Annotated in this window: 17 protein-coding genes, 2 tRNA genes and 1 other RNA gene; 13 read left to right on the top strand and 7 right to left on the bottom strand. The window is 52.4% G+C overall.

Annotated elements, in window-relative coordinates:
- Positions 1-110 precede the first annotated feature (110 nt).
- The 5 genes from FOV68_RS02540 to FOV68_RS02520 all read right to left on the bottom strand — a co-directional run bounded on the left by FOV68_RS02540 (position 111) and on the right by FOV68_RS02520 (position 1,991).
- A non-coding RNA gene (locus tag FOV68_RS02540) (RtT sRNA) lies at positions 111-238 on the bottom strand.
- Between the two features lie 40 nt (positions 239-278).
- Positions 279-363 (bottom strand) — tRNA-Tyr (locus tag FOV68_RS02535).
- Between the two features lie 38 nt (positions 364-401).
- Positions 402-486, bottom strand: a tRNA-Tyr gene (locus tag FOV68_RS02530).
- A 144-nt stretch (positions 487-630) separates the two neighbouring features.
- Entirely contained in the window at positions 631-1,479 is an 849-nt protein-coding gene (purU, locus tag FOV68_RS02525; RefSeq protein ID WP_003852258.1) for a formyltetrahydrofolate deformylase, read from the bottom strand.
- 56 nt (positions 1,480-1,535) lie between these two features.
- Positions 1,536-1,991 (bottom strand): YchJ family protein, encoded by a 456-nt coding sequence (locus tag FOV68_RS02520; protein WP_029519106.1) that lies wholly within the window; start codon positions 1,989-1,991, stop codon positions 1,536-1,538.
- 96 nt (positions 1,992-2,087) lie between these two features.
- On the opposite strand from FOV68_RS02520, the gene rssA reads away from it, so the two are divergent.
- The 5 genes from rssA to FOV68_RS02495 all read left to right on the top strand — a co-directional run bounded on the left by rssA (position 2,088) and on the right by FOV68_RS02495 (position 7,596).
- Complete coding sequence (gene rssA, locus FOV68_RS02515) at positions 2,088-2,993, top strand: patatin-like phospholipase RssA (RefSeq protein WP_010244341.1); 906 nt, start codon at positions 2,088-2,090, stop codon at positions 2,991-2,993.
- A 99-nt stretch (positions 2,994-3,092) separates the two neighbouring features.
- A complete protein-coding gene (rssB, locus tag FOV68_RS02510; protein WP_010244345.1) occupies positions 3,093-4,109 on the top strand; it encodes a two-component system response regulator RssB in 1,017 nt (338 codons plus the stop codon).
- 193 nt (positions 4,110-4,302) lie between these two features.
- Complete coding sequence (gene galU, locus FOV68_RS02505; protein WP_031593142.1) at positions 4,303-5,211, top strand: UTP--glucose-1-phosphate uridylyltransferase GalU; 909 nt, start codon at positions 4,303-4,305, stop codon at positions 5,209-5,211.
- A gap of 22 nt (positions 5,212-5,233) precedes the next feature.
- Entirely contained in the window at positions 5,234-6,574 is a 1,341-nt protein-coding gene (locus FOV68_RS02500) for a UDP-glucose/GDP-mannose dehydrogenase family protein (RefSeq protein WP_031593141.1), read from the top strand.
- A gap of 14 nt (positions 6,575-6,588) precedes the next feature.
- Positions 6,589-7,596 carry an NAD-dependent epimerase gene (locus FOV68_RS02495; RefSeq protein ID WP_143990263.1) on the top strand — a complete coding sequence of 336 codons (1,008 nt, stop codon included), beginning with the start codon at positions 6,589-6,591 and terminating at the stop codon, positions 7,594-7,596.
- 87 nt (positions 7,597-7,683) lie between these two features.
- Here FOV68_RS02495 and hns read toward each other — a convergent pair whose 3' ends face one another.
- On the bottom strand, positions 7,684-8,091 hold the full coding sequence (gene hns, locus FOV68_RS02490) for a histone-like nucleoid-structuring protein H-NS (protein ID WP_031593138.1): 408 nt from the start codon (positions 8,089-8,091) through the stop codon (positions 7,684-7,686).
- Between the two features lie 409 nt (positions 8,092-8,500).
- Here hns and tdk point away from each other — a divergent pair, with 409 nt between their 5' ends.
- Positions 8,501-9,121, top strand: a complete 621-nt coding sequence (tdk, locus tag FOV68_RS02485) for a thymidine kinase (protein ID WP_031593137.1) — start codon at positions 8,501-8,503, stop codon at positions 9,119-9,121.
- Between the two features lie 69 nt (positions 9,122-9,190).
- On the opposite strand, the gene adhE is transcribed toward tdk, so the two are convergent.
- Complete coding sequence (gene adhE / locus FOV68_RS02480) at positions 9,191-11,878, bottom strand: bifunctional acetaldehyde-CoA/alcohol dehydrogenase (RefSeq protein WP_039386255.1); 2,688 nt, start codon at positions 11,876-11,878, stop codon at positions 9,191-9,193.
- A 460-nt stretch (positions 11,879-12,338) separates the two neighbouring features.
- Between adhE and FOV68_RS02475 the strand changes: the two genes are divergently transcribed.
- The 7 genes from FOV68_RS02475 to oppF all read left to right on the top strand — a co-directional run bounded on the left by FOV68_RS02475 (position 12,339) and on the right by oppF (position 20,950).
- Positions 12,339-12,986, top strand: coding sequence for a YchE family NAAT transporter (locus tag FOV68_RS02475; RefSeq protein ID WP_010244367.1), 648 nt, complete (start codon positions 12,339-12,341; stop codon positions 12,984-12,986).
- A 582-nt stretch (positions 12,987-13,568) separates the two neighbouring features.
- Positions 13,569-15,194 carry an ABC transporter substrate-binding protein gene (locus FOV68_RS02470; RefSeq protein ID WP_143990262.1) on the top strand — a complete coding sequence of 542 codons (1,626 nt, stop codon included), beginning with the start codon at positions 13,569-13,571 and terminating at the stop codon, positions 15,192-15,194.
- A gap of 156 nt (positions 15,195-15,350) precedes the next feature.
- A complete protein-coding gene (gene oppA / locus FOV68_RS02465) occupies positions 15,351-16,991 on the top strand; it encodes an oligopeptide ABC transporter substrate-binding protein OppA (protein ID WP_031593134.1) in 1,641 nt (546 codons plus the stop codon).
- Between the two features lie 92 nt (positions 16,992-17,083).
- Positions 17,084-18,004, top strand: coding sequence for an oligopeptide ABC transporter permease OppB (gene oppB / locus FOV68_RS02460; protein ID WP_010244379.1), 921 nt, complete (start codon positions 17,084-17,086; stop codon positions 18,002-18,004).
- A gap of 14 nt (positions 18,005-18,018) precedes the next feature.
- The gene (oppC, locus tag FOV68_RS02455; protein ID WP_010244382.1) at positions 18,019-18,927 is read left to right on the top strand and encodes an oligopeptide ABC transporter permease OppC; all 909 of its coding nucleotides are present in this window, start codon (positions 18,019-18,021) and stop codon (positions 18,925-18,927) included.
- 11 nt (positions 18,928-18,938) lie between these two features.
- A complete protein-coding gene (locus tag FOV68_RS02450; protein WP_010244386.1) occupies positions 18,939-19,952 on the top strand; it encodes an ABC transporter ATP-binding protein in 1,014 nt (337 codons plus the stop codon).
- Positions 19,949-20,950 carry a murein tripeptide/oligopeptide ABC transporter ATP binding protein OppF gene (oppF, locus tag FOV68_RS02445; protein WP_143990261.1) on the top strand — a complete coding sequence of 334 codons (1,002 nt, stop codon included), beginning with the start codon at positions 19,949-19,951 and terminating at the stop codon, positions 20,948-20,950. The genes FOV68_RS02450 and oppF overlap by 4 nt, the downstream gene beginning before the upstream one ends.
- Positions 20,951-20,959 lie beyond the last annotated feature (9 nt).

Below are 20,959 nucleotides of genomic sequence, written 5' to 3'. Positions count from 1 at the left end.
TGCTGAAAAAGTCATGGCGGAACAGGCTGAGATTGTGCAAAAGCGGGCATGAACGTGGGGGCGAACAGGAAGCTTGGGTATTGGTCTGGGATTTTGTGCAGCATACGAGATGGTGGTGGGAGAAGGATTATTCGGCGCGTTGCGCCTCACCCTGCGGGCCGCGCTGAAGCGCGTTGTCTCGCGATGCTCGACCCGAACCTTAATCGAAGGTTCTCATCCCTCTCCCCGCAGAGCAGGAAGCTTAGGTATCGGTCTGGGATTTTGTGCAGCATACGAGATGGTGGTGGGAGAAGGATTCGAACCTTCGAAGTCTGTGACGGCAGATTTACAGTCTGCTCCCTTTGGCCGCTCGGGAATCCCACCTGGGATAGTGATGTGGCTTAAGATGATTCAGATTCAGATGGTGGTGGGAGAAGGATTCGAACCTTCGAAGTCTGTGACGGCAGATTTACAGTCTGCTCCCTTTGGCCGCTCGGGAATCCCACCATGGCCTGAATCTTTCTCTCTTAAAGCGGGGCGCATCATACCAAATGCGATAAGGGTGTAAAGCGCCCACTGGCAAAACCGCAACTGTTTGCCCACTTTTTACGCGTAGCGCTGAATCTGCAGACAATTCAGCGCACTGGCTGATTAAAGAATAATCGTGCGGTTGCCGTAAACGAACACGCGCTGACCCAGCACTTTGTACAGTGCGTTGCTAAGGACATTCTTTTCTACGTCGCGACCGGCGCGCATCATCTCATCGGCGGTGTAGCTGTGATCAACGTTTATCACATCCTGCATGATGATTGGGCCTTCATCGAGATTGTCGTTCACATAGTGCGCGGTGGCACCGATGATCTTCACGCCGCGTTCATAAGCCTGATGATAGGGACGGGCACCGATAAAGGCGGGCAGGAAGGAGTGGTGAATATTGATAATCTGGTTCGGATAACGCTGCACAAAGGCGGGCGTCAGGACGCGCATATATTTCGCCAGCACCACGTAATCGGGCTGATAGCGGTCAATCTCTTCCACCATGCGGTTATCGTGCTCTTCCCGCGTCAGTCCCTCATGGCTCACCAGCACAAAGGGAATATCGAAACGCTCAACCAGCGAACGCAGGGTATCGTGGTTACCCACTACCGCCGCAATTTCCATATCCAGGCCGCCAAACGCGCTCTTCATTAACAGATCGCCCAGGCAATGCGCCTCTTTAGTGACCAGAATCACCACGCGACGACGACCGGCGCTGTGCAGTTCCCGGACTGAACCCTGGGGCAGGGCGCTGTCGAGGTCGGCGAGCAGGGTATTGTCGTTGAAAATCCCTTCCAGCTCGGTACGCATGAAAAAACGCCCGGTGCGATGATCAACAAACTCATTGTTCTGCACGATATTAAGTTCGTGCTTGTAACAAATATTGGTGATTTTGGCGATCAGACCTTTTGCATCGGGACAAATGGTTCGTAAAACTTTTCTTTGCATGGTTTGCGCTTGCATCTCAATCAGAGTCCTGTCAAAGCATTAGGGGTAAAACCGCTGGGGTAGCCGTCAGCTTAACCACAACATTTTTTGTATTTTTTTTCACTGCCGCACGGGCAGCGATCGTTACGCCCCACGGGCGGTGCTGTACCGTCAACATAGTACCAGCGTTGATCCTCGCGAAGAAAGCGTGAACATTCATGAATGGCCTGAATGTTGGTTTTCTCGCGGTATCGCGCAAAAAAGGTAACGAAAGCTTCGTTCTCATGGCTTCCATGATTACAACGGGTTACATTCAGGCTGAGCCAGTCGGTTCCTGGAAAACTTTCAGATAAAAGCCCTGACAGCGCCGGATGACGCTTCTCAGGATGCCAGGTCGCAACCAGATAGTCCGCATTATGCTGAACATAAGCGCAATAACGGGATCGCATAAGTTGTTCAGCGGTAACAGGAATCTGGTTACCCTGAAGAAAGGGCTCGCAACATACGCTATACTGCTCTCCGCTACAACATGGGCAGGTTTCTGACACATTATCTCCCGGGAATGATGGGTCGATTTTACAAGCGCGCTATGTTAGCTGACCCCGTGTTGTGATGCTACGTATTGACGGCAGGACCAGACAGAAATGAGAAAGGTAAAAATTGGATTGGCTCTGGGTTCTGGAGCGGCCAAAGGATGGGCGCACATCGGCGTGATCAACGCGCTGGAGCGTGCAGGTATTGAGATCGACGTCGTTGCGGGCTGCTCTGTCGGGGCATTAGTCGGATCTGCCTATGTGAATAACCGCCTGCCGCTGATGGAAAAATGGGTCAGTGCATTTCGCTACTGGGATGTTATTCGCCTGATGGATGTCTCCTGGCAGCGTGGCGGACTGCTGCGCGGTGAGCGGGTCTTTAGCCATGTTCGTCAGCTGATCCCTAATGACACGATAGAGCACTGTCATAAACCCTTTGGCGTGGTGGCGACGAACCTCAGTACCGGTCGTGAACTCTGGCTGACCGAGGGCGATCTGCATCAGGCAGTACGCGCTTCATGCAGTATGCCAGGTTTATTACCGCCGGTGGGCTACAATGGGTATTGGCTGGTGGATGGTGCCGTGGTCAATCCGGTGCCGATTTCACTTACCCGCGCCCTGGGGGCAGACATTGTTATCGCCGTTGACTTACAGCATGACGCGCATTTAATGCAGCAGGATCTCTTTTCCGTGACACCGCAGAATAGCGAAGAAGAAGCTGCCGCAGCGGCATTGAGCTGGGGTGGGAAGCTGCGTCAGCGTCTGGTGAATTTCAGCCAGCGCCGTGCGTCTCAGTCACCTGGCGCGATGGAGATTATGTCCACCTCTATCCAGGTGCTGGAAAATCGCCTGAAGCGGAATCGCATGGCGGGCGATCCGCCCGATGTTTTGATTCAGCCGGTCTGTCCGCAAATTTCGACGCTGGATTTTCACCGTGCTGAGGAAGCCATTGAAGCAGGCAAGGCCGCCGTAGAGAAGAAAATGGATGAACTATTACCACTGGTCCGTGGCAGATAATCAGGTTGTTCATTCAAAGCGGTGACTTCAGCCAATTCTTAAAGGCGCAACTGCGTTTTATGAACCACTATTGAAATATCTGGTACGCAGGGGGAAAGAATGGAAAAACCACTACTCGGCAAAAAGATACTCATTGTCGAAGATGAGGCTGTTTTCCGTTCGTTGCTGGACCAATTTTTGTTATCGATGGGTGCTGTGACGTTACAAGCGGAAGATGGTCTGGAAGCAATTGCACAACTACAACAGCATACTGTCGACCTGATTATCTGCGATCTGGAAATGCCCCGCATGAGCGGCATCCAGTTCGTTGAGCACATTCGTACCCGCGGCAACATTGTGCCGATTTTAATCATCTCAGCCACCGAGAACATGTCGGATATTGCGCATGTATTGCGTCTCGGGGTGCAGGATGTGCTGCTTAAGCCACTGAAAAACTTTGAGCGCTTCCGTGAAGCGGTCTATGAATGTCTCTATCCCTCTATGTTCACTTCGAAAGTGGAAGAGGATGAACAACTGTTCCAGGACTGGGATGCGCTGGTTCGTGATCCTAAAGCAGCTGCCAAGCTGCTCAAGCAACTCCAGCCCCCGGTGCAACAGACTATCGCCAACTGCCGGGTTAACTATCGTCAGCTGACGATGGCCGAGCAGCCTGGGCTGGTGCTTGATATCGCGGCGCTCTCCGACAAAGATCTGGCGTTCTACTGTCTGGACGTGACCCGTGCCGGTGATAATGGCGTGCTGGCAGCATTGCTGCTGCGGGCACTGTTCAATGGCCTGCTGCAGGAGCAACTGACCGGGCAAAAACAGCGTCTGCCGGAACTCAATGGGCTGCTCAGACAGGTCAATCTGTTACTGCGCCAGGCTAACCTGAGCGGCCAGTTCCCGTTACTGGTTGGGTACTATCATCGCGGATTAAAGAACTTAATCCTGGTTTCGGCCGGATTGAATGCCACACTCCATGTTCATGCCCATCAGATTCAGCTCAGCAATGGTGTCCCACTTGGCACTATGGGCAGCACCCACCTTAATCAGATCAGTCAGCGCGCAGAAAACTGGCAATGCCACGTCTGGGGCGCGGGCGGGCGCATTCGGCTGATGCTATCGACGGAAGAATAAGCCATAAAAACAGAGGAATTCTGGCGCTGAGGACAGGGCCAGAGTTTAACTTTACTGTTGGGTAATAGTCTTAATTTCGACGGTTTGATGCCTTCCAGGATAAATCCGTTCGATACTAACTGATATACTCATTTCCGATTTTAAACCGACATATCAAGTATTAACTTGAACGGCCTATAAGAGAGGTATCTTAATGTCTGCCAATAATACCAAAGTAAAAAAAGCGGTAATCCCGGTAGCGGGTTTGGGTACGCGTATGCTCCCGGCTACCAAAGCGATTCCTAAAGAAATGTTACCGCTGGTTGATAAGCCGTTAATCCAGTATGTCGTTAACGAGTGTATCGCTGCTGGCATCAACGAAATTGTGCTGGTAACGCATTCATCAAAAAATGCCATCGAAAACCACTTTGATACCAGCTTCGAACTGGAATCAATGCTGGAAAAACGCGTTAAGCGTCAGCTGCTGGATGAAATCCAGTCAATCTGCCCGCCACACGTCACCATCATGCAGGTTCGTCAGGGTATCGCTAAAGGTCTGGGTCACGCTGTAATGTGTGCACACCCATTGATCGGCGATGAGCCGTTTGCGGTTATCCTGCCAGACGTCATCATCGACGAATATGAATCTAACCCAACCAAAGATAACCTGGCAGAGATGCTGAGCCGTTATGAAGAGTCTGGCCGCAGCCAGATCATGGTTGAGCCGGTTGCCGATGTGACTGCCTACGGTGTTGTCGATTGCCAGGGCGCAGAACTGAACCCAGGCGACAGCGCACCAATGGTCGGTGTGGTTGAGAAGCCTAAAGCGTCAGAATCCCCATCAAACCTGGCCGTAGTAGGTCGTTATGTTCTCTCTTCAGCGATCTGGCCACTGCTGGCTAAAACGCCTCCAGGTGCAGGCGGCGAAGTTCAGCTGACTGACTCCATTGCGATGCTGATGGAAAAAGAGACAGTTGAAGCATATCACCTGAAAGGCGTCAGCCATGACTGTGGTAACAAACTGGGCTACATGCAGGCTTTCGTTGAGTACGGTGTTCGTCATCCGGTATTGGGCAAAGATTTTTCTGAATGGCTCGATGGCGCAGTTGGCAACAAAAAGTAATTCATAAACACAGGATAACTCGATGAAAGTCACTGTATTTGGTATCGGCTATGTCGGTCTGGTTCAGGCTGCGGTGTTAGCCGAAGTCGGACATGACGTTCTCTGCATTGATGTCGACGAAAACAAAGTCGAAAATCTGAAAAAAGGCATCATTCCTATTTTCGAACCAGGTTTAACGCCGCTGGTAATGTCCAATTACGAAGCGGGTCGTCTGAAGTTCAGCACTGATGCTGAGATGGGCGTAAACCATGGTGTTATGCAGTTTATTGCAGTTGGTACTCCACCAGATGAAGACGGCTCTGCCGATCTGAAATATGTGACCGCCGTAGCGCGCACCATTGCGCAGCATATGAACGATCACAAAGTGGTTATCGACAAATCAACCGTTCCGGTTGGCACAGCAGACAAAGTTCGTGCGGTAATGACGGAAGCGCTGAAAGCGCGTGACGCCAACATCACCTTTGATGTGGTATCTAACCCGGAATTCCTCAAAGAAGGTGCTGCAGTTAATGACTGTATGCGTCCAGAACGTATCGTTGTCGGTACTGACAACGACGACGTGGTAGAACTGTTACGCGAGCTCTATGAGCCGTTTAACCGTAACCACGATCGTATGATCATGATGGATATCCGCAGCGCAGAGCTGACCAAGTATGCAGCAAACTGCATGCTGGCCACCAAAATCAGCTTTATGAATGAGATGTCTAACCTGGCTGAACGTTTAGGCGCGGATATTGAAAAAGTACGCCAGGGCATCGGTTCCGATCCCCGCATTGGCTACCACTTTATCTATCCTGGCTGTGGTTATGGCGGCTCCTGCTTCCCGAAAGATGTGCAGGCGTTAATCCGTACCGCTGAGTCAATTGGCTATCAGCCACGTCTGTTGCAGGCCGTGGAAGATGTGAATGACAACCAGAAAAACAAACTGCCAACCTTTATCAAGCGTCATTTTGGTGACGATCTGAAAGGTAAAACGTTTGCGCTCTGGGGCCTGTCATTTAAGCCGAACACTGACGACATGCGTGAAGCCTCCAGCCGTGTGCTGATGGAAACGCTGTGGGAAGCCGGCGCATCTGTTCAGGCGTTTGACCCGGAAGCGATGGATGAAGCACAGCGCATCTACGGTCACCGCAGCGATCTTAAGCTGATGGGTACCAAAGAAGCCGCACTGCAGGGCGCTGACGGCCTGGTCATCTGTACGGAGTGGCAAAACTTCCGTGCGCCTGACTTCGACATCATCAAAAATGCACTGAAAGAAGCCGTGATTTTTGATGGTCGTAACCTGTATGATCCAGAGCGTATCAGCAAACGCGGTTTCGTTTATTATGCAATCGGCCGCGGAGCGTCTATTCAAACTGCATAATTAACGAGGGATTTATGAACTTTCTGGTCACCGGCGCCGCAGGTTTTATTGGTTTTCATGTCAGCCAGCGTCTGCTGGCCGCCGGTCACCAGGTTGTCGGTATCGACAACCTGAATGATTATTACGACGTAAATCTCAAGCATGCCCGTCTCAATTTAATTAAGGCCGATCCTGGCTTTACTTTTATTGAGATGGATCTGGCGGACCGTGACGCAATGGCGTCACTGTTCGATCAGCAAAAATTCCAGCGCGTTATCCATCTTGGCGCTCAGGCTGGTGTCCGGTATTCCATTGAAAATCCTCATGCCTACGCAGACTCCAATCTGACTGGTCACCTCAATATCCTTGAAGGTTGCCGTCATCATAAAATTGAACATCTGCTCTACGCCTCATCCAGTTCAGTCTATGGTCTGAATCGCAAGATGCCGTTCTCAACCGAAGATAGCGTTGATCATCCGGTTTCTTTATATGCAGCGACCAAAAAAGCCAACGAGTTAATGTCACACACTTACTCGCATCTCTATCAGCTGCCGACCACAGGATTGCGCTTCTTTACGGTCTATGGCCCGTGGGGCCGTCCGGATATGGCGTTATTCAAATTCACCCGTGCAATGATTGCCGGTAAAGCGATTGACGTTTATAACCAGGGCCAGATGAAACGCGACTTTACCTATATTGACGATATTGCTGAAGCCATCGTTCGCCTGCAGGATGTTATTCCACAACAGGACGACAACTGGACGGTTGAAACCGGATCGCCGGCAACCAGTTCAGCGCCTTATCGCGTTTATAATATTGGAAACAGTCAGCCTGTCACGTTGATGAACTATATCGAAGCGATTGAAAAAGCCCTGGGTATTACTGCCAGGAAGAATCTGATGCCAATGCAGCCTGGAGATGTACTGGAAACCAGTGCGGACACCGAAGCCTTGTTTAAGGCAATTGGATTCAAACCGCAGACCGGGGTCGAAGAGGGCGTTAAAAACTTTGTGGACTGGTACCGCGATTTTTACCGCGTCTGAGTAACTGATTAAAAGAAAAAAAGGAAGCTCCGGCTTCCTTTTTTATTGCGCATCAGGCTGCCAGAAAGGCAGTCACCCTGCGGGTCTTTATAGTAAAAAATCGTCCAGCTTTTTACCCTGTTCTTCCAGCGCTTTTTTAATCACGGCCGGTGTGCGGCCCTGACCGGTCCACGTTCTGGACTCGCCTTTTTCATCGGTGTAACCATATTTTGCCGGACGTACTGAGCGTTTACCTTTTGCCGCAGTCCGTGTGTCGGTCAGCGCGTTAATCAGTTCATTCGGGTCAATACCATCAGCCAGTAGCATTTCACGATACTGGTTAAGCTTACGCGTGCGTTCTTCATTTTCTGCCTGAAAATGTGACTCTTCTTCGCGGCGCTCTTTTACTACTACGTCCAGCTTTTCCAGCATCTCTTCCAGTATTTCAACGGAATACTCTCTGGCCTGGGCGCGCAGCGTACGGATATTATTAAGAACTTTTAGTGCTTCGCTCATTGTCCTGGTCTCTGAATAAGGGAAAAGTTGTGTTGCCCGCTAATAGTAGTGGCGACATAAAATAACTGCAATCATAAAAATATGTATATCACTAATTACACAGGTGACTAAAAACAAGTTTTACCAAAAGATTTCACAGTTATGCAGAATAAAAATATTTTCCTTTAGTCCGATATCAAATAAATTTAATGTATTCAGGTCAGCTACAAAAATGTCATTGCTTTTGTTGCGGTTAAAATAAGCAAAACTTATCCCGTTCGGCAGTGCACATAACAGGCGCTGGAAACGGCATGCAGAGGAATAAACGGCCAGCCGTTACACTTTATTCACTCATCAACCGCAACGTATTGCCGCCGCTTTGTGGTAATATGCGCGCCATTCCATTCAGTCCTGATGAAGATACGCCCCGATGGCTCAACTCTATTTCTATTACTCTGCCATGAATGCAGGGAAATCGACCGCACTGCTACAATCCTCATATAACTATCATGAGCGCGGCATGCGTTCGCTGGTTTACACCGCTGAAATCGATAACCGCTTTGGTGCCGGGCAGGTGAGCTCCCGTATCGGACTGTCGTCACCGGCCTTGCTATACAACGCAGAGACATCCCTCTACAGGGACATCGCTGCTGAACATGCCGTTCAGCCTGTCCACTGCGTTCTGGTTGATGAGAGTCAGTTCCTGACCCGCGAGCAGGTTAAAGCGCTGTCAGATGTCGTAGACGACCTTGATATCCCGGTGCTCTGTTATGGCCTGCGAACGGATTTTCGCGGTGAACTGTTTGTTGGCAGTCAGTATCTGCTGGCGTGGGCAGATAAGCTGGTTGAACTCAAAACTATTTGTCACTGTGGGCGCAAGGCCAGTATGGTTCTGCGACTGGATAGCGAGGGCAAACCTTTCAGTGAGGGTGAGCAGGTGGTGATTGGCGGTAACGAACGCTATATCTCAGTCTGCCGTAAGCATTATAAACAGGCGATAGAGCAGGGATCGTTGCAGGCGATCCACGGCGCTCAGACTCCGCTGAATTAACCCTATTGTTCAGGCAATAAAAAAACCCGCCTGGGCGGGTTTTTTTATCAGACAGTCAGAACGGCACTATCAGACTTTTTTGGCTTTCTTCTCAAGCTTAATACCTTTTACCGGCTGCTCGGCAATGGCTTCGGCTACGCTTGAGAACGGTTCGACAAATTCACGACCGTAGTAGGTATCGAGCATAATCTGTTTCAGTTCAGCAATCAGCGGATAACGAGGGTTAGCACCGGTACACTGGTCATCAAACGCATCATCGGCCAGTTTATCGACTTTCGCCAGGAAGTCCGCTTCCTGCACACCCGCCTCACGGATAGAGGTCGGAATACCAAGTTCAGTTTTAATCTCATCCAGCCAGGCGAGCAGCTTCTCAATTTTCTGCGCGGTGCGGTCGCCCGGTGCGCTCAGACCCAGATGGTCAGCAATCTCGGCGTAGCGACGGCGCGCCTGAGGGCGATCGTACTGGCTGAAAGCGGTCTGTTTAGTCGGGTTGTCATTCGCGTTGTAGCGAATAACGTTAGAGATTAACAGGGCGTTGGCCAGGCCGTGTGGGATATGGAACTCTGAACCCAGCTTATGCGCCATTGAGTGACAAACCCCGAGGAAGGCGTTGGCAAACGCAATACCGGCGATAGTGGCGGCATTGTGTACGCGCTCACGCGCCACCGGATTTTTAGCCCCTTCGGCATAGCTGGCTGGCAGATTCTCTTTCAGCAGTTTCAGTGCCTGCAGCGCCTGTCCGTCAGAGTATTCATTCGCCAGCACTGATACATAAGCTTCCAGCGCATGCGTCACGGCATCCAGACCGCCGAAGGCGCAGAGTGAACGCGGCATATCCATCACCAGGTTGGCATCGACAATCGCCATATCAGGCGTCAGCGCGTAGTCAGCGAGCGGATATTTCTGACCCGTCGCATCATCAGTCACTACAGCAAACGGCGTGACTTCAGAACCGGTACCGGACGTGGTGGTAATGGCAACCATGCGCGCTTTGACACCCATTTTCGGGAACTTGTAGATACGTTTACGGATATCCATGAAACGTAACGCCAGCTCTTCGAAGTGTGTTTCCGGATGTTCGTACATCACCCACATGATTTTCGCGGCATCCATCGGTGAGCCACCGCCCAGCGCGATGATGACATCCGGTTTGAAGCTGTTCATCTGCTCAGCACCTTTACGCACGATGCTCAGCGTCGGGTCAGCTTCAACTTCGAAGAACACTTCCGTTTCAATGCCGTGTGATTTCAGCACGCGGGTCACCTGGTCGGCATAGCCGTTATTGAACAGGAAGCGGTCAGTGACGATAAAGGCACGTTTCGCGCCATCCGTTGCCACTTCTTCCAGCGCAATTGGCAGTGAACCCCGACGGAAGTAGATGGATTTAGGAAGTTTATGCCACAACATATTCTCAGCTCGCTTGGCGACAGTTTTGGTATTGATCAGATGTTTTGGACCGACGTTCTCAGAAATAGAGTTTCCGCCCCACGAACCACAACCCAGCGTCAGAGACGGTGCCAGTTTAAAGTTGTAGAGGTCGCCGATACCGCCCTGCGAGGCGGGGGTGTTGATCAGAATACGCGCGGTTTTCATTTTGTCGCCGAAGTAGTGAACGCGTTCGGTCTGGTTGTCCTGATCGGTATAGAGACAGGAGGTGTGGCCGATACCGCCCATGGCGACCAGTTTTTCTGCTTTCGCGACCGCATCCTGGAAATCTTTCGCCCGATACATCGCAAGGGTTGGTGAGAGTTTCTCATGGGCGAACGGCTCAGACTCATCAACCAGCTTAACTTCGCCAATCAGAATCTTAGTGCTCGGTGGCACGCTGATACCGGCCATCTCCGCAATTTTGAACGCTGGCTGGCCTACGATGGCCGCATTCAGGCCGCCGTTTTTCAGAATAATATTCTGCACCGCACTCAGTTCGGCACCCTGCAGCATATAACCGCCGTGGCTGGCGAAACGTTCACGCACCGCGTCATAGACTGAATCGACCACAATCACCGATTGTTCAGAGGCGCAGATAACCCCGTTATCAAAGGTTTTCGACATCAGAATCGACGCAACCGCACGTTTCAGATCGGCGGTTTCATCAATCACGACCGGCGTATTACCCGCACCGACACCAATCGCAGGTTTACCGGAGCTGTAAGCCGCTTTCACCATGCCCGGACCGCCAGTGGCGAGAATCAGGTTGATGTCAGGGTGATGCATCAGTTGATTTGACAGCTCAACGGAAGGTGCGTCGATCCAGCCGATAATATCTTTTGGCGCACCGGCAGCCACCGCCGCCTGCAATACGATGTCTGCAGCTTTGTTGGTCGCATCTTTGGCGCGTGGATGGGGAGAGAAAATGATGCCGTTACGGGTTTTAAGGCTGATTAATGCTTTGAAGATGGCGGTTGAAGTGGGGTTGGTCGTCGGGACGATACCGCAAATCAGGCCAATAGGTTCGGCGATGGTAATGGTGCCGAAAGTATCATCCGTGGCTAACACACCACAGGTTTTTTCATCTTTATAAGCGTTGTAGATATATTCTGAAGCAAAATGGTTTTTGATTACTTTGTCTTCGACGATGCCCATACCGGATTCGGCAACGGCCATCTTGGCAAGCGGGATTCGGGCGTCTGCGGCGGCGAGGGCGGCGGCACGGAAGATAGCGTCGACCTGTTGTTGAGAAAAGTTGGCATATTCACGCTGGGCTTTTTTTACACGTTCAACCAGTGCATTAAGTTCGGCGACATTGGTTACGGCCATGGTGTTCTCCTGAAGGAAGTTAAACTTTTTTAGTAAACAATCCTGCGCCCTGAGTATAGTCACGTTGCCATAAGGCGCTGGACTGGGTCAGAACGCCCGGATTTTCAACTGTTTACTGAACTAGTCTTCTGTTGCAGTCAGTGAGATTTTCTTCGCTGCCGCTAATACTTCCGTTGCGAAAAGATTACCTGGTTTGGGGTAGGGCAATTTTGATGCAGATCAATTTAACCGCAAGCTGACACCTTTCAGCTCCCCTTTACGCCCTTTGTGTATCAAATTGGTTACCTCTTCACGTCATCAGCCTGGTAGCGGCTAAATCCAGTCACTTTTTAATCTCTGGGGTAAAGCGCTGGATGCTCCGTCATTCAACAGTATAAATAGCTGAGTCAGCATCTGGCGTCCGTGCCTGTTTTCACATACATTAGGCGCGTTTTCCCCCCCTGTGGTACGGAGTAAAGTCGTGAACCCTGCGCTGTTAGATTTATCAGGCTATATAAAATTTTTTGTCGGGCTCTTTGCGCTGGTCAATCCGGTGGGAATTATTCCGGTCTTCATCAGCATGACCCGTTATCAGGGGGTGGCTGAGCGTAACAAAACCAACCTCACTGCCAATCTGGCGGTTGCTATTATTCTCTGGACGTCACTGTTCCTTGGTGATGCGATTCTGCATGTGTTTGGCATCTCGATTGACTCCTTCCGCATCGCGGGTGGGATCCTGGTCGTCACCATTGCGATGTCGATGATCAGCGGCAAGCTGGGCGAAGATAAGCAGAATAAGCAGGAGAAGTCAGAAACGGCGATTCGTGAAAGTGTGGGGGTTGTGCCGCTTGCGTTGCCTCTGATGGCGGGACCGGGTGCTATCAGTTCGACCATCGTCTGGAGCACCCGCTACCACAGCTGGATAAATCTGCTGGGGTTCACTCTGGCGATAGCCATCTTTGCATTCTGCTGCTGGTTACTCTTTCGGGCCGCGCCGTTAATGGTGCGTATTCTTGGCCAGACCGGTATCAATGTCATTACGCGTATTATGGGTCTGTTACTGATGGCTCTGGGGATCGAATTTGTTGTCACCGGCATGAAGTCCATTTTTCCCGGCTTACTCAATTAAACGCTCACTTATTTCAGAGAGTGAAGTGAAATAATGATCCGTAATGGTGCAGAAGGGGCATTTTATGCACCATTACGATGCAATTATTCGTTGTGCTTAACAGAATCAGGCAATTATAAATTTCATTACTGCGCGCTGGCTCACAGACTTTTTTCTGCGAAATAATGTCACTATTTTCACACGATATTCTGCTCTCTATTTTCTTGTAAGCCTCACAAACTGCCAGAATAATCACGCTATCTTAAATTTCATCACGCTGAAGCCAGATTTCCCAATATAAGTGCCAAAAAAGAGGCTGTTTGCCGCTGCTTTCTGCTCTTAAGAGGGGTTTCCAGCTAAATAGTCTATTTTTCATATCGATATGATATTTTCAGGACGAAAATTAACACTTCCGCTGCCTGACTTCTCATGATAAAAGAGAATTAGTTAACATTTTAGCTATTTTGCTTTGGCGCGCCTTCGCGGCTTCTGATAATTTTTGGCCCAACGTAAAATTTTTTCTCCGAAAGCCCAAAGTGAGAACGCTTTTTGCTTAAGCCTGTCGGGATACTTAATTTAAGGTTGGCGTTTCGCATGATTGGGATGAAGAACTTGCAGCAGCAGCGGTCAAAACTCGCAGTCGTTTTGTTAATGGCTTTTTCGCCGGCCTATGCCGCCACGGTGCCGCCGGGTACAACTCTGGCCGCGCAGCAACAGATTGTGATCAATAACGGCAGTGAAGTCTCCTCGCTGGATCCGCATAAAACCGAAGGCGTGCCGGAATCCAATATTATTCACAACCTGCTGGACGGCCTGGTCAATACCGATAACAGCGGGCAGGTCGTCCCTGGCGTCGCTAAAAGCTGGGAAAACCCGCAACCCACCGTCTGGATTTTTAATCTGCGGGAGGATGCGAAGTGGAGCAACGGTGAGCCGGTTACCGCCGCTGATTTCGTCTACAGCTGGCGCCGTCTGGTGGACCCGAAAACCGCGTCGCCTTACTCCAGCTATCTGCAGGCCGCCCATTTTGCCAATATTGATGCCATCCTTACCGGTAAAGCGTCACCCGATCAGCTGGGCGTGAAGGCGCTGGATGCCCATCGGCTGCAGATTACCCTGAGTGAGCCTGTTCCTTACCTGGTGGCGATGTTAGCGCATACGGCGATGAAGCCGGTTTATGCGCCTGCCATTAAGCAGTGGGGCGAAGCCTGGACCCGCCCGGGTCATTACATCGGTAACGGCGCCTACACGCTGAGCGACTGGGTAGTGAATGAAAAAATTGTCGTGAAGCGCAATCCTCGCTACTGGGATAATGCGCACACGGTGATCGAGCAGGGCACATTCCTGCCGATCGCTTCTGAAAACAGTGATATCAATCGCTACCGCAGCGGCGGCACGGATATTACCAACAGTGCGGTGCCACCAGAGATGTTTGGCAAGCTGCGCAAAGAGCTGGGCGATGAAGTGAAGGTCAGCCCGCTGCTCTGCACCTTCTACTACGAGATTAATAACAAAAAGCCGCCGTTTACCGATGCACGGGTGCGTGCCGCGCTGAAAATGACCCTCGATCGCGAGGTGATAGCCAATAAGATCATGGCCCAGGGGCAGATTCCGGCTTACAGCCTGACGCCGCCTTTCACCGCCGGTATCAAACTCACTCCACCTGCCTGGTTTACCTGGACGCAGGCGCAGCGTAATGAAGCCGCGAAAAAGCTGCTGGCAGAGGCCGGCTTTGATGCTGCCAATCCGCTGACCTTTACGCTGCTCTATAACACTTCCGATCAGAACAAACGGCAGGCGATTGCGGCCGCGTCGATGTGGCAAAAAAACCTGGGTGCTAAGGTGACGCTGCAGAATCAGGAGTGGAAAACCATGCTGGAGACCCGGCATCAGGCGCAGTATGACGTGGTGCGCGCCACCTGGTGTGCCGACTACAACGAACCCTCAACCTTCCTGAACATGCTGATCAGCAACGCCTCGATCAACACCGCGTTTTACAGCAGCGCGATCTTTGATCGTCTGATGGCGGAGACGCTGACGGCGGGCAGCGAGGCGCAGCGTGCCGGCCTGTATCAGCAGGCTGAAACACAACTCGACAAAGACTCACCAATTGTGCCAGTTTACTACCGCGTAAGTGTGCGCCTGGTGAAGCCCTGGGTTGGCGGCTTCACGGGCAAAGACCCGCAGGACATGACAGACCTGAAGTACTATTTCATCAAAAAATACTGATCTGATCGCCCGTTCGGCGAGACAGTCGGAAAGCGCATCAGCAAACAGACCTTTTTTTGGGGTCAATCTCCCTGGTAACAGGCCAGGGAGCCCGCAGACGGGGGACGCCGGGGCAGAGCATCGCCACGGTGACGATAATAAAACTGGAGTGTAATAATGAACAACATCACGAAAAAAAGCCTGATTGCAGCGGGCGTTTTCGCCGCAGTGAGTGCGCTGGCAGGGAATGCGGCTTTCGCAGCAACGGTGCCTGCGGGCGTTGAGCTGGCCGCAAAACAGGAGCTGGTTCGCGGCAATGGCGATGAAGTCCAGTCGCTGGATCCGCACAAAATCGAAGGTGTTCCGGAAGATAACGTGGCGCGTGATCTTTACGAAGGTCTGCTGGTCAATGACAGCAACGGTAAACCGATCCCGGCCGTAGCGGAAAGCTATGAAAATAAAGATTTCAAAGTGTGGACTTTCCACCTGCGCAAAAATGCGAAATGGTCCAATGGCGAGCCGGTCACTGCGCAGGACTTCGTCTACAGCTGGGAGCGCCTGGTCGATCCTAAAACCGCGTCACCTTACGCCAGCTATCCGCAATATGGTCATATCCTGAACGTCGATGACATCATCGCCGGTAAAAAGCCCATTACCGATCTGGGCGTCAAAGCCATTGATGATCACACGCTGGAAGTCACCCTGAGTGAGCCGGTTCCCTATTTTGATAAGCTGCTGATCAACTCCGTCATGTCACCGGTCTACAAACCGGCGATTGAGAAGTTTGGCGATCAGTGGACGCAGCCACAGAACTGGGTCGGCAACGGAGCCTTTAAGCTGGACGCGCACGTGATTAACGAGCGTATCACCCTGGTGCGTAACCCAAACTACTGGGACAACGAACACACCGTGCTGAACAAGGTCACCTTCCTGCCGATCAGTTCAGAAGTCAGCGACGTTAACCGTTACTTCTCCGAGAACGGCAGCGACATGACCTATAACAACCTGCCAATTGAGCTGTTTAAAAAGCTGCAGCGTGACAACGGTAAAGAGCTGCACGTCGATCCTTACCTCTGCACCTATTACTACGAAATCAACAACCAGAAAGCGCCATTCACCGATCCGCGCGTGCGCGCTGCCCTGAAGCTGGGTCTGGATCGTGACATCATGGTGAATAAAGTGCTGGCGCAGGGCCAGAAACCTGCCTATAGCTACACGCCACCAGCGACCGACGGCATGGACATTCTGCCGCCAGACTGGTTCAAATGGTCACAGGACAAGCGTAATGCCGAGGCGAAAAAGCTGCTGGCCGAAGCGGGCTACACTGCCGACAAACCGCTGACCTTTAACCTGCTCTATAACACCTCCGATCTGCACAAAAAGCTGGCGATTGCTGCCTCCTCGATCTGGAAGAAAAATATCGGCGTGAACATCAAGCTGGAAAACCAGGAGTGGAAAACCTTCCTGGATACCCGTCATCAGGGTAACTACGATGTTTCCCGTGCGGCATGGTGTGCGGACTACAATGAACCGACTTCCTTCCTGAACACCATGCTGTCCAACAGCAGCAGTAACACCTCGCACTATAAGAGCGATGCGTTTGACAAAGTGATTCGCGACGCGATTAAGGCCCCGGATGCTAAAGCCCGTGCAGCTGACTATCAGCAGGCTGAGCAGATCATGGATAAAGACAGCACCATCGTCCCGGTTTACTACTACGTGAATACCCGTCTGGTGAAACCTTATGTCGGCGGTTATACCGGTAAAGATCCACTGGATAAAACCCTGGATAAAAACTTCTACATCATCAAACACTAATAGCATTCAGGCTATCAGCAGTGGCGGCGCGTCTGGCGCCGCCTTTTAATTTTTTTTATATGTTGTGAAGCAACAGCCTGGTAGGTACGGCAATGTTAAAATTCATCCTGCGTCGCTTGCTTGAAGCGCTCCCGACGCTGTTCGTCCTGATTACCATCTCCTTCTTTATGATGCGACTGGCACCCGGCAGCCCGTTTACTGGCGAGCGCACCCTGGCACCGGAAGTGATGGCCAACATTGAGGCGAAATATCACCTCAACGATCCTATCGGTAAGCAGTATGTCGATTACCTGGTGCAGCTGGCGCACGGCGACTTCGGCCCATCCTTTAAATACAAAGATTATTCGGTCAACTACCTGGTCGCGCATGCGTTCCCGGTCTCGGCCAAACTTGGCCTGGCCGCGTTTCTGCTGGCGGTGGTACTTGGCGTCACGGCCGGAGTTATCGCTGCGCTCAAACAGAACAGCTTGTGGGATTTTGCGGTGATGGGGGTGGCAATGACCGGCGTGGTGATACCCAGTTTCGTGGTCGCGCCGTTGCTGGTTCTGCTGTTCGCCATTACCCTGAAGTGGCTGCCGGGCGGCGGCTGGAATGGCGGGCAGTGGAACTACATGCTGCTGCCGATGGTGGCGCTCTCGCTGGCTTACATCGCCAGTATCGCGCGTATCACCCGTGGGTCGATGATTGAAGTGATGCACTCCAACTTTATCCGCACCGCGCGCGCCAAAGGGTTACCGCTGCGCCGCATTGTAATGCGTCATGCGCTGAAGCCCGCGTTGCTGCCGGTGATCTCCTACATGGGACCGGCGTTTGTCGGCATCATCACCGGGTCGATGGTGATTGAGTCGATCTACGGTCTGCCGGGCATCGGTCAGCTGTTTGTGAACGGCGCGCTGAACCGTGACTACTCGCTGGTAATGAGCCTGACCATTCTGGTTGGTTTGCTGACCATCGTATTCAACGCGATTGTTGACGTGCTCTATGCCGTTATCGATCCCAAAATTCGTTACTGATTGCGGAGTTCGCCATGATGTTAAGTAAGAAAAACAGCGAAGCTCTTGATGCGTTCAGTGAGAAGCTGGAAGTAGAAGGGCGTAGTCTCTGGCAGGACGCGCGTCGTCGTTTTATTCATAACCGCGCTGCCTCCATCAGCCTGCTGGTGCTGTTCCTGATCACCCTGTTCGTGATCTTTGCGCCGATGCTGGCGCAGTTTACCTACGACGATACCGACTGGGCCATGATGTCCTCGCCGCCCGATACCACTTCTGGTCACTGGTTCGGCACCGATTCTTCGGGTCGTGACCTGCTGGTACGTGTGGCTATCGGTGGCCGCATCTCGCTGATGGTGGGCGTGGCTTCTGCGCTCATCGCGGTGATTGTCGGGACGCTCTATGGCTCGATTGCTGGCTATCTCGGCGGCAAAACAGACTCGGTGATGATGCGTATTCTGGAAATCCTTAACTCCTTCCCGTTTATGTTCTTCGTGATCCTGCTGGTGACCTTCTTTGGTCGCAATATCCTGCTGATTTTTGCTGCTATCGGCATGGTTTCTTGGCTCGATATGGCGCGTATTGTGCGTGGCCAGACGCTGAGCCTGAAGCGCAAAGAGTTTATCGAAGCGGCCCATGTGGGCGGGGTATCGACCTGGAAAATCGTGGTGCGCCACATCGTGCCGAACGTGCTGGGCGTGGTGGTGGTTTACGCCTCGCTGCTGGTGCCGAGCATGATCCTGTTTGAATCCTTCCTGAGCTTCCTGGGACTGGGTACGCAGGAGCCGCTGAGCAGCTGGGGCGCACTCCTCAGCGACGGGGCAAACTCGATGGAAGTGTCGCCGTGGCTGCTGCTCTATCCGGCAGGCTTCCTGGTCGTCACGCTGTTCTGTTTCAACTTTATCGGCGATGGCCTGCGTGATGCCCTCGACCCGAAAGATCGTTAAGGAGTTTCCCGATGACTATTCATGAATTCCAGCCAGCAATGGCGGCCCGCGCGGGAAGCGAACAGCTACTTACGGTCAAAGATTTACGCGTCACCTTTGGCACGCACGATGGTGATGTTACCGCCGTTAACGACCTGAACTTCTCGCTGCGCGCCGGTGAGACGCTGGGCATTGTCGGTGAGTCCGGTTCCGGCAAGTCGCAAACCGCCTTTGCCCTGATGGGGCTGCTGGCGAAAAATGGCCGCATTGGCGGATCGGCAATGTTTAATGGCAAAGAGATCCTGAATCTGCCCGAGAACAAGCTCAATAAACTGCGCGCCGAACAGATTGCGATGATCTTCCAGGACCCGATGACCTCGCTGAACCCCTATATGCGGGTGGGCGAGCAGCTGATGGAAGTGCTTAAGCTGCATAAAGGGATGAACAACGCGCAGGCGTTTGAAGAGTCGGTGAGAATGCTCGATGCGGTGAAAATGCCGGAAGCGCGCAAGCGGATGAAGATGTACCCGCATGAGTTCTCCGGCGGTATGCGTCAGCGCGTCATGATCGCCATGGCGCTGCTGTGCCGTCCCAAACTGCTGATTGCCGACGAGCCGACCACCGCGCTGGATGTTACCGTCCAGGCGCAGATTATGACGCTGCTCAACGACCTGAAGCGCGAGTTCAATACCGCCATTATCATGATCACCCACGATCTGGGTGTGGTGGCGGGGATCTGCGACAAAGTGCTGGTGATGTATGCCGGACGCACCATGGAGTATGGCCGTGCCCGCGATGTCTTTTATCAGCCGTCACATCCTTACTCGATTGGTCTGCTTAATGCGGTGCCGCGTCTGGATGCGGAAGGGGAAAGCCTGACGACGATTCCGGGTAATCCACCCAACCTGCTGCGTCTGCCGCAGGGCTGCCCGTTCCAGCCGCGTTGCCCGCACGCTATGGATATCTGCACCCAGGCACCACCGCTGGAACCCTTTGGCGAAGGCCGTCTGCGCGCCTGCTTTAAGCCGGTGGAGGAGTTAGTATGAGCACCGTAGCTGAAAAAAGAGTGTTACTGGAAATCGCCGACCTCAAGGTGCATTTCGACATCAAAGATGGCAGGCAGTGGTTCTGGCAGCCATCAAAAACCCTGAAAGCAGTCGATGGTGTCAGCCTGCGTCTGTATGAGGGGGAAACCCTGGGCGTGGTAGGCGAGTCTGGCTGTGGTAAATCGACCCTGGCGCGCGCCATTATCGGGCTGGTGAAGGCGACCGAAGGTCGGGTCGCCTGGTTAGGCCGTGATCTGCTGGGGCAAAGTGAAGAGGAGTGGCGCAAGGCACGAAGCGATATCCAGATGATATTCCAGGATCCGCTGGCATCACTGAACCCGCGTATGACCATCGGCGATATTATCGCAGAGCCACTGCGAACCTATCATCCAAAAATGGCGCGTCAGGAAGTGAAAGACCGCGTCAAAAATATGATGATGAAAGTGGGTCTGCTGCCTAACCTGATTAACCGCTATCCGCATGAGTTCTCGGGCGGTCAGTGTCAGCGTATCGGTATCGCCCGCGCGCTGATTCTGGAGCCTAAGCTGATTATCTGTGATGAGCCGGTCTCCGCACTGGACGTCTCGATTCAGGCCCAGGTGGTTAACCTGCTGCAGCAGCTGCAGCGCGAAATGGGCTTATCGCTGATCTTCATTGCGCACGATCTGGCGGTGGTGAAACATATCTCTGACCGGGTACTGGTAATGTATCTGGGGCATGCGGTGGAGCTGGGTACCTACAAAGAGGTCTACAGCAATCCTCAGCATCCTTACACCCGTGCGCTGATGTCCGCGGTGCCGATTCCCGATCCGGACAAGGAGAAGAACAAGCAGATTCAGCTGCTGGAGGGGGAGCTGCCGTCGCCGATCAAGCCGCCATCAGGCTGCGTGTTCCGCACCCGTTGTCCGATTGCCGGTCCGGAGTGTGCGAAAACCCGACCGCTGCTGGAAGGCAGTTTCAACCACGCGGTCTCCTGTCTGAAAGTCGATCCGCTATAATGCAAAACG

The sequence above is a fragment of the Pantoea sp. paga genome (genome assembly GCF_007558755.1).
GTDB lineage: Bacteria > Pseudomonadota > Gammaproteobacteria > Enterobacterales > Enterobacteriaceae > Pantoea > Pantoea agglomerans.
The sequence above is the reverse complement of the archived record's forward strand: the minus strand, read 5'-3'. Positions and strand labels throughout refer to the sequence as shown.

Bases quoted from the DNA above. Each gene is read 5' to 3' on its own strand.
- purU (WP_003852258.1), bottom strand. From the start codon at position 1,479: ATGCAAGCGCAAACCATGCAAAGAAAAGTTTTACGAACCATTTGTCCC.
- rssA (WP_010244341.1), top strand. From the start codon at position 2,088: ATGAGAAAGGTAAAAATTGGATTGGCTCTGGGTTCTGGAGCGGCCAAA.
- rssB (WP_010244345.1), top strand. From the start codon at position 3,093: ATGGAAAAACCACTACTCGGCAAAAAGATACTCATTGTCGAAGATGAG.
- galU (WP_031593142.1), top strand. From the start codon at position 4,303: ATGTCTGCCAATAATACCAAAGTAAAAAAAGCGGTAATCCCGGTAGCG.
- FOV68_RS02500 (WP_031593141.1), top strand. From the start codon at position 5,234: ATGAAAGTCACTGTATTTGGTATCGGCTATGTCGGTCTGGTTCAGGCT.
- FOV68_RS02495 (WP_143990263.1), top strand. From the start codon at position 6,589: ATGAACTTTCTGGTCACCGGCGCCGCAGGTTTTATTGGTTTTCATGTC.
- hns (WP_031593138.1), bottom strand. From the start codon at position 8,091: ATGAGCGAAGCACTAAAAGTTCTTAATAATATCCGTACGCTGCGCGCC.
- tdk (WP_031593137.1), top strand. From the start codon at position 8,501: ATGGCTCAACTCTATTTCTATTACTCTGCCATGAATGCAGGGAAATCG.
- adhE (WP_039386255.1), bottom strand. From the start codon at position 11,878: ATGGCCGTAACCAATGTCGCCGAACTTAATGCACTGGTTGAACGTGTA.
- FOV68_RS02470 (WP_143990262.1), top strand. From the start codon at position 13,569: ATGAAGAACTTGCAGCAGCAGCGGTCAAAACTCGCAGTCGTTTTGTTA.
- oppA (WP_031593134.1), top strand. From the start codon at position 15,351: ATGAACAACATCACGAAAAAAAGCCTGATTGCAGCGGGCGTTTTCGCC.
- oppB (WP_010244379.1), top strand. From the start codon at position 17,084: ATGTTAAAATTCATCCTGCGTCGCTTGCTTGAAGCGCTCCCGACGCTG.
- oppC (WP_010244382.1), top strand. From the start codon at position 18,019: ATGATGTTAAGTAAGAAAAACAGCGAAGCTCTTGATGCGTTCAGTGAG.
- FOV68_RS02450 (WP_010244386.1), top strand. From the start codon at position 18,939: ATGACTATTCATGAATTCCAGCCAGCAATGGCGGCCCGCGCGGGAAGC.
- oppF (WP_143990261.1), top strand. From the start codon at position 19,949: ATGAGCACCGTAGCTGAAAAAAGAGTGTTACTGGAAATCGCCGACCTC.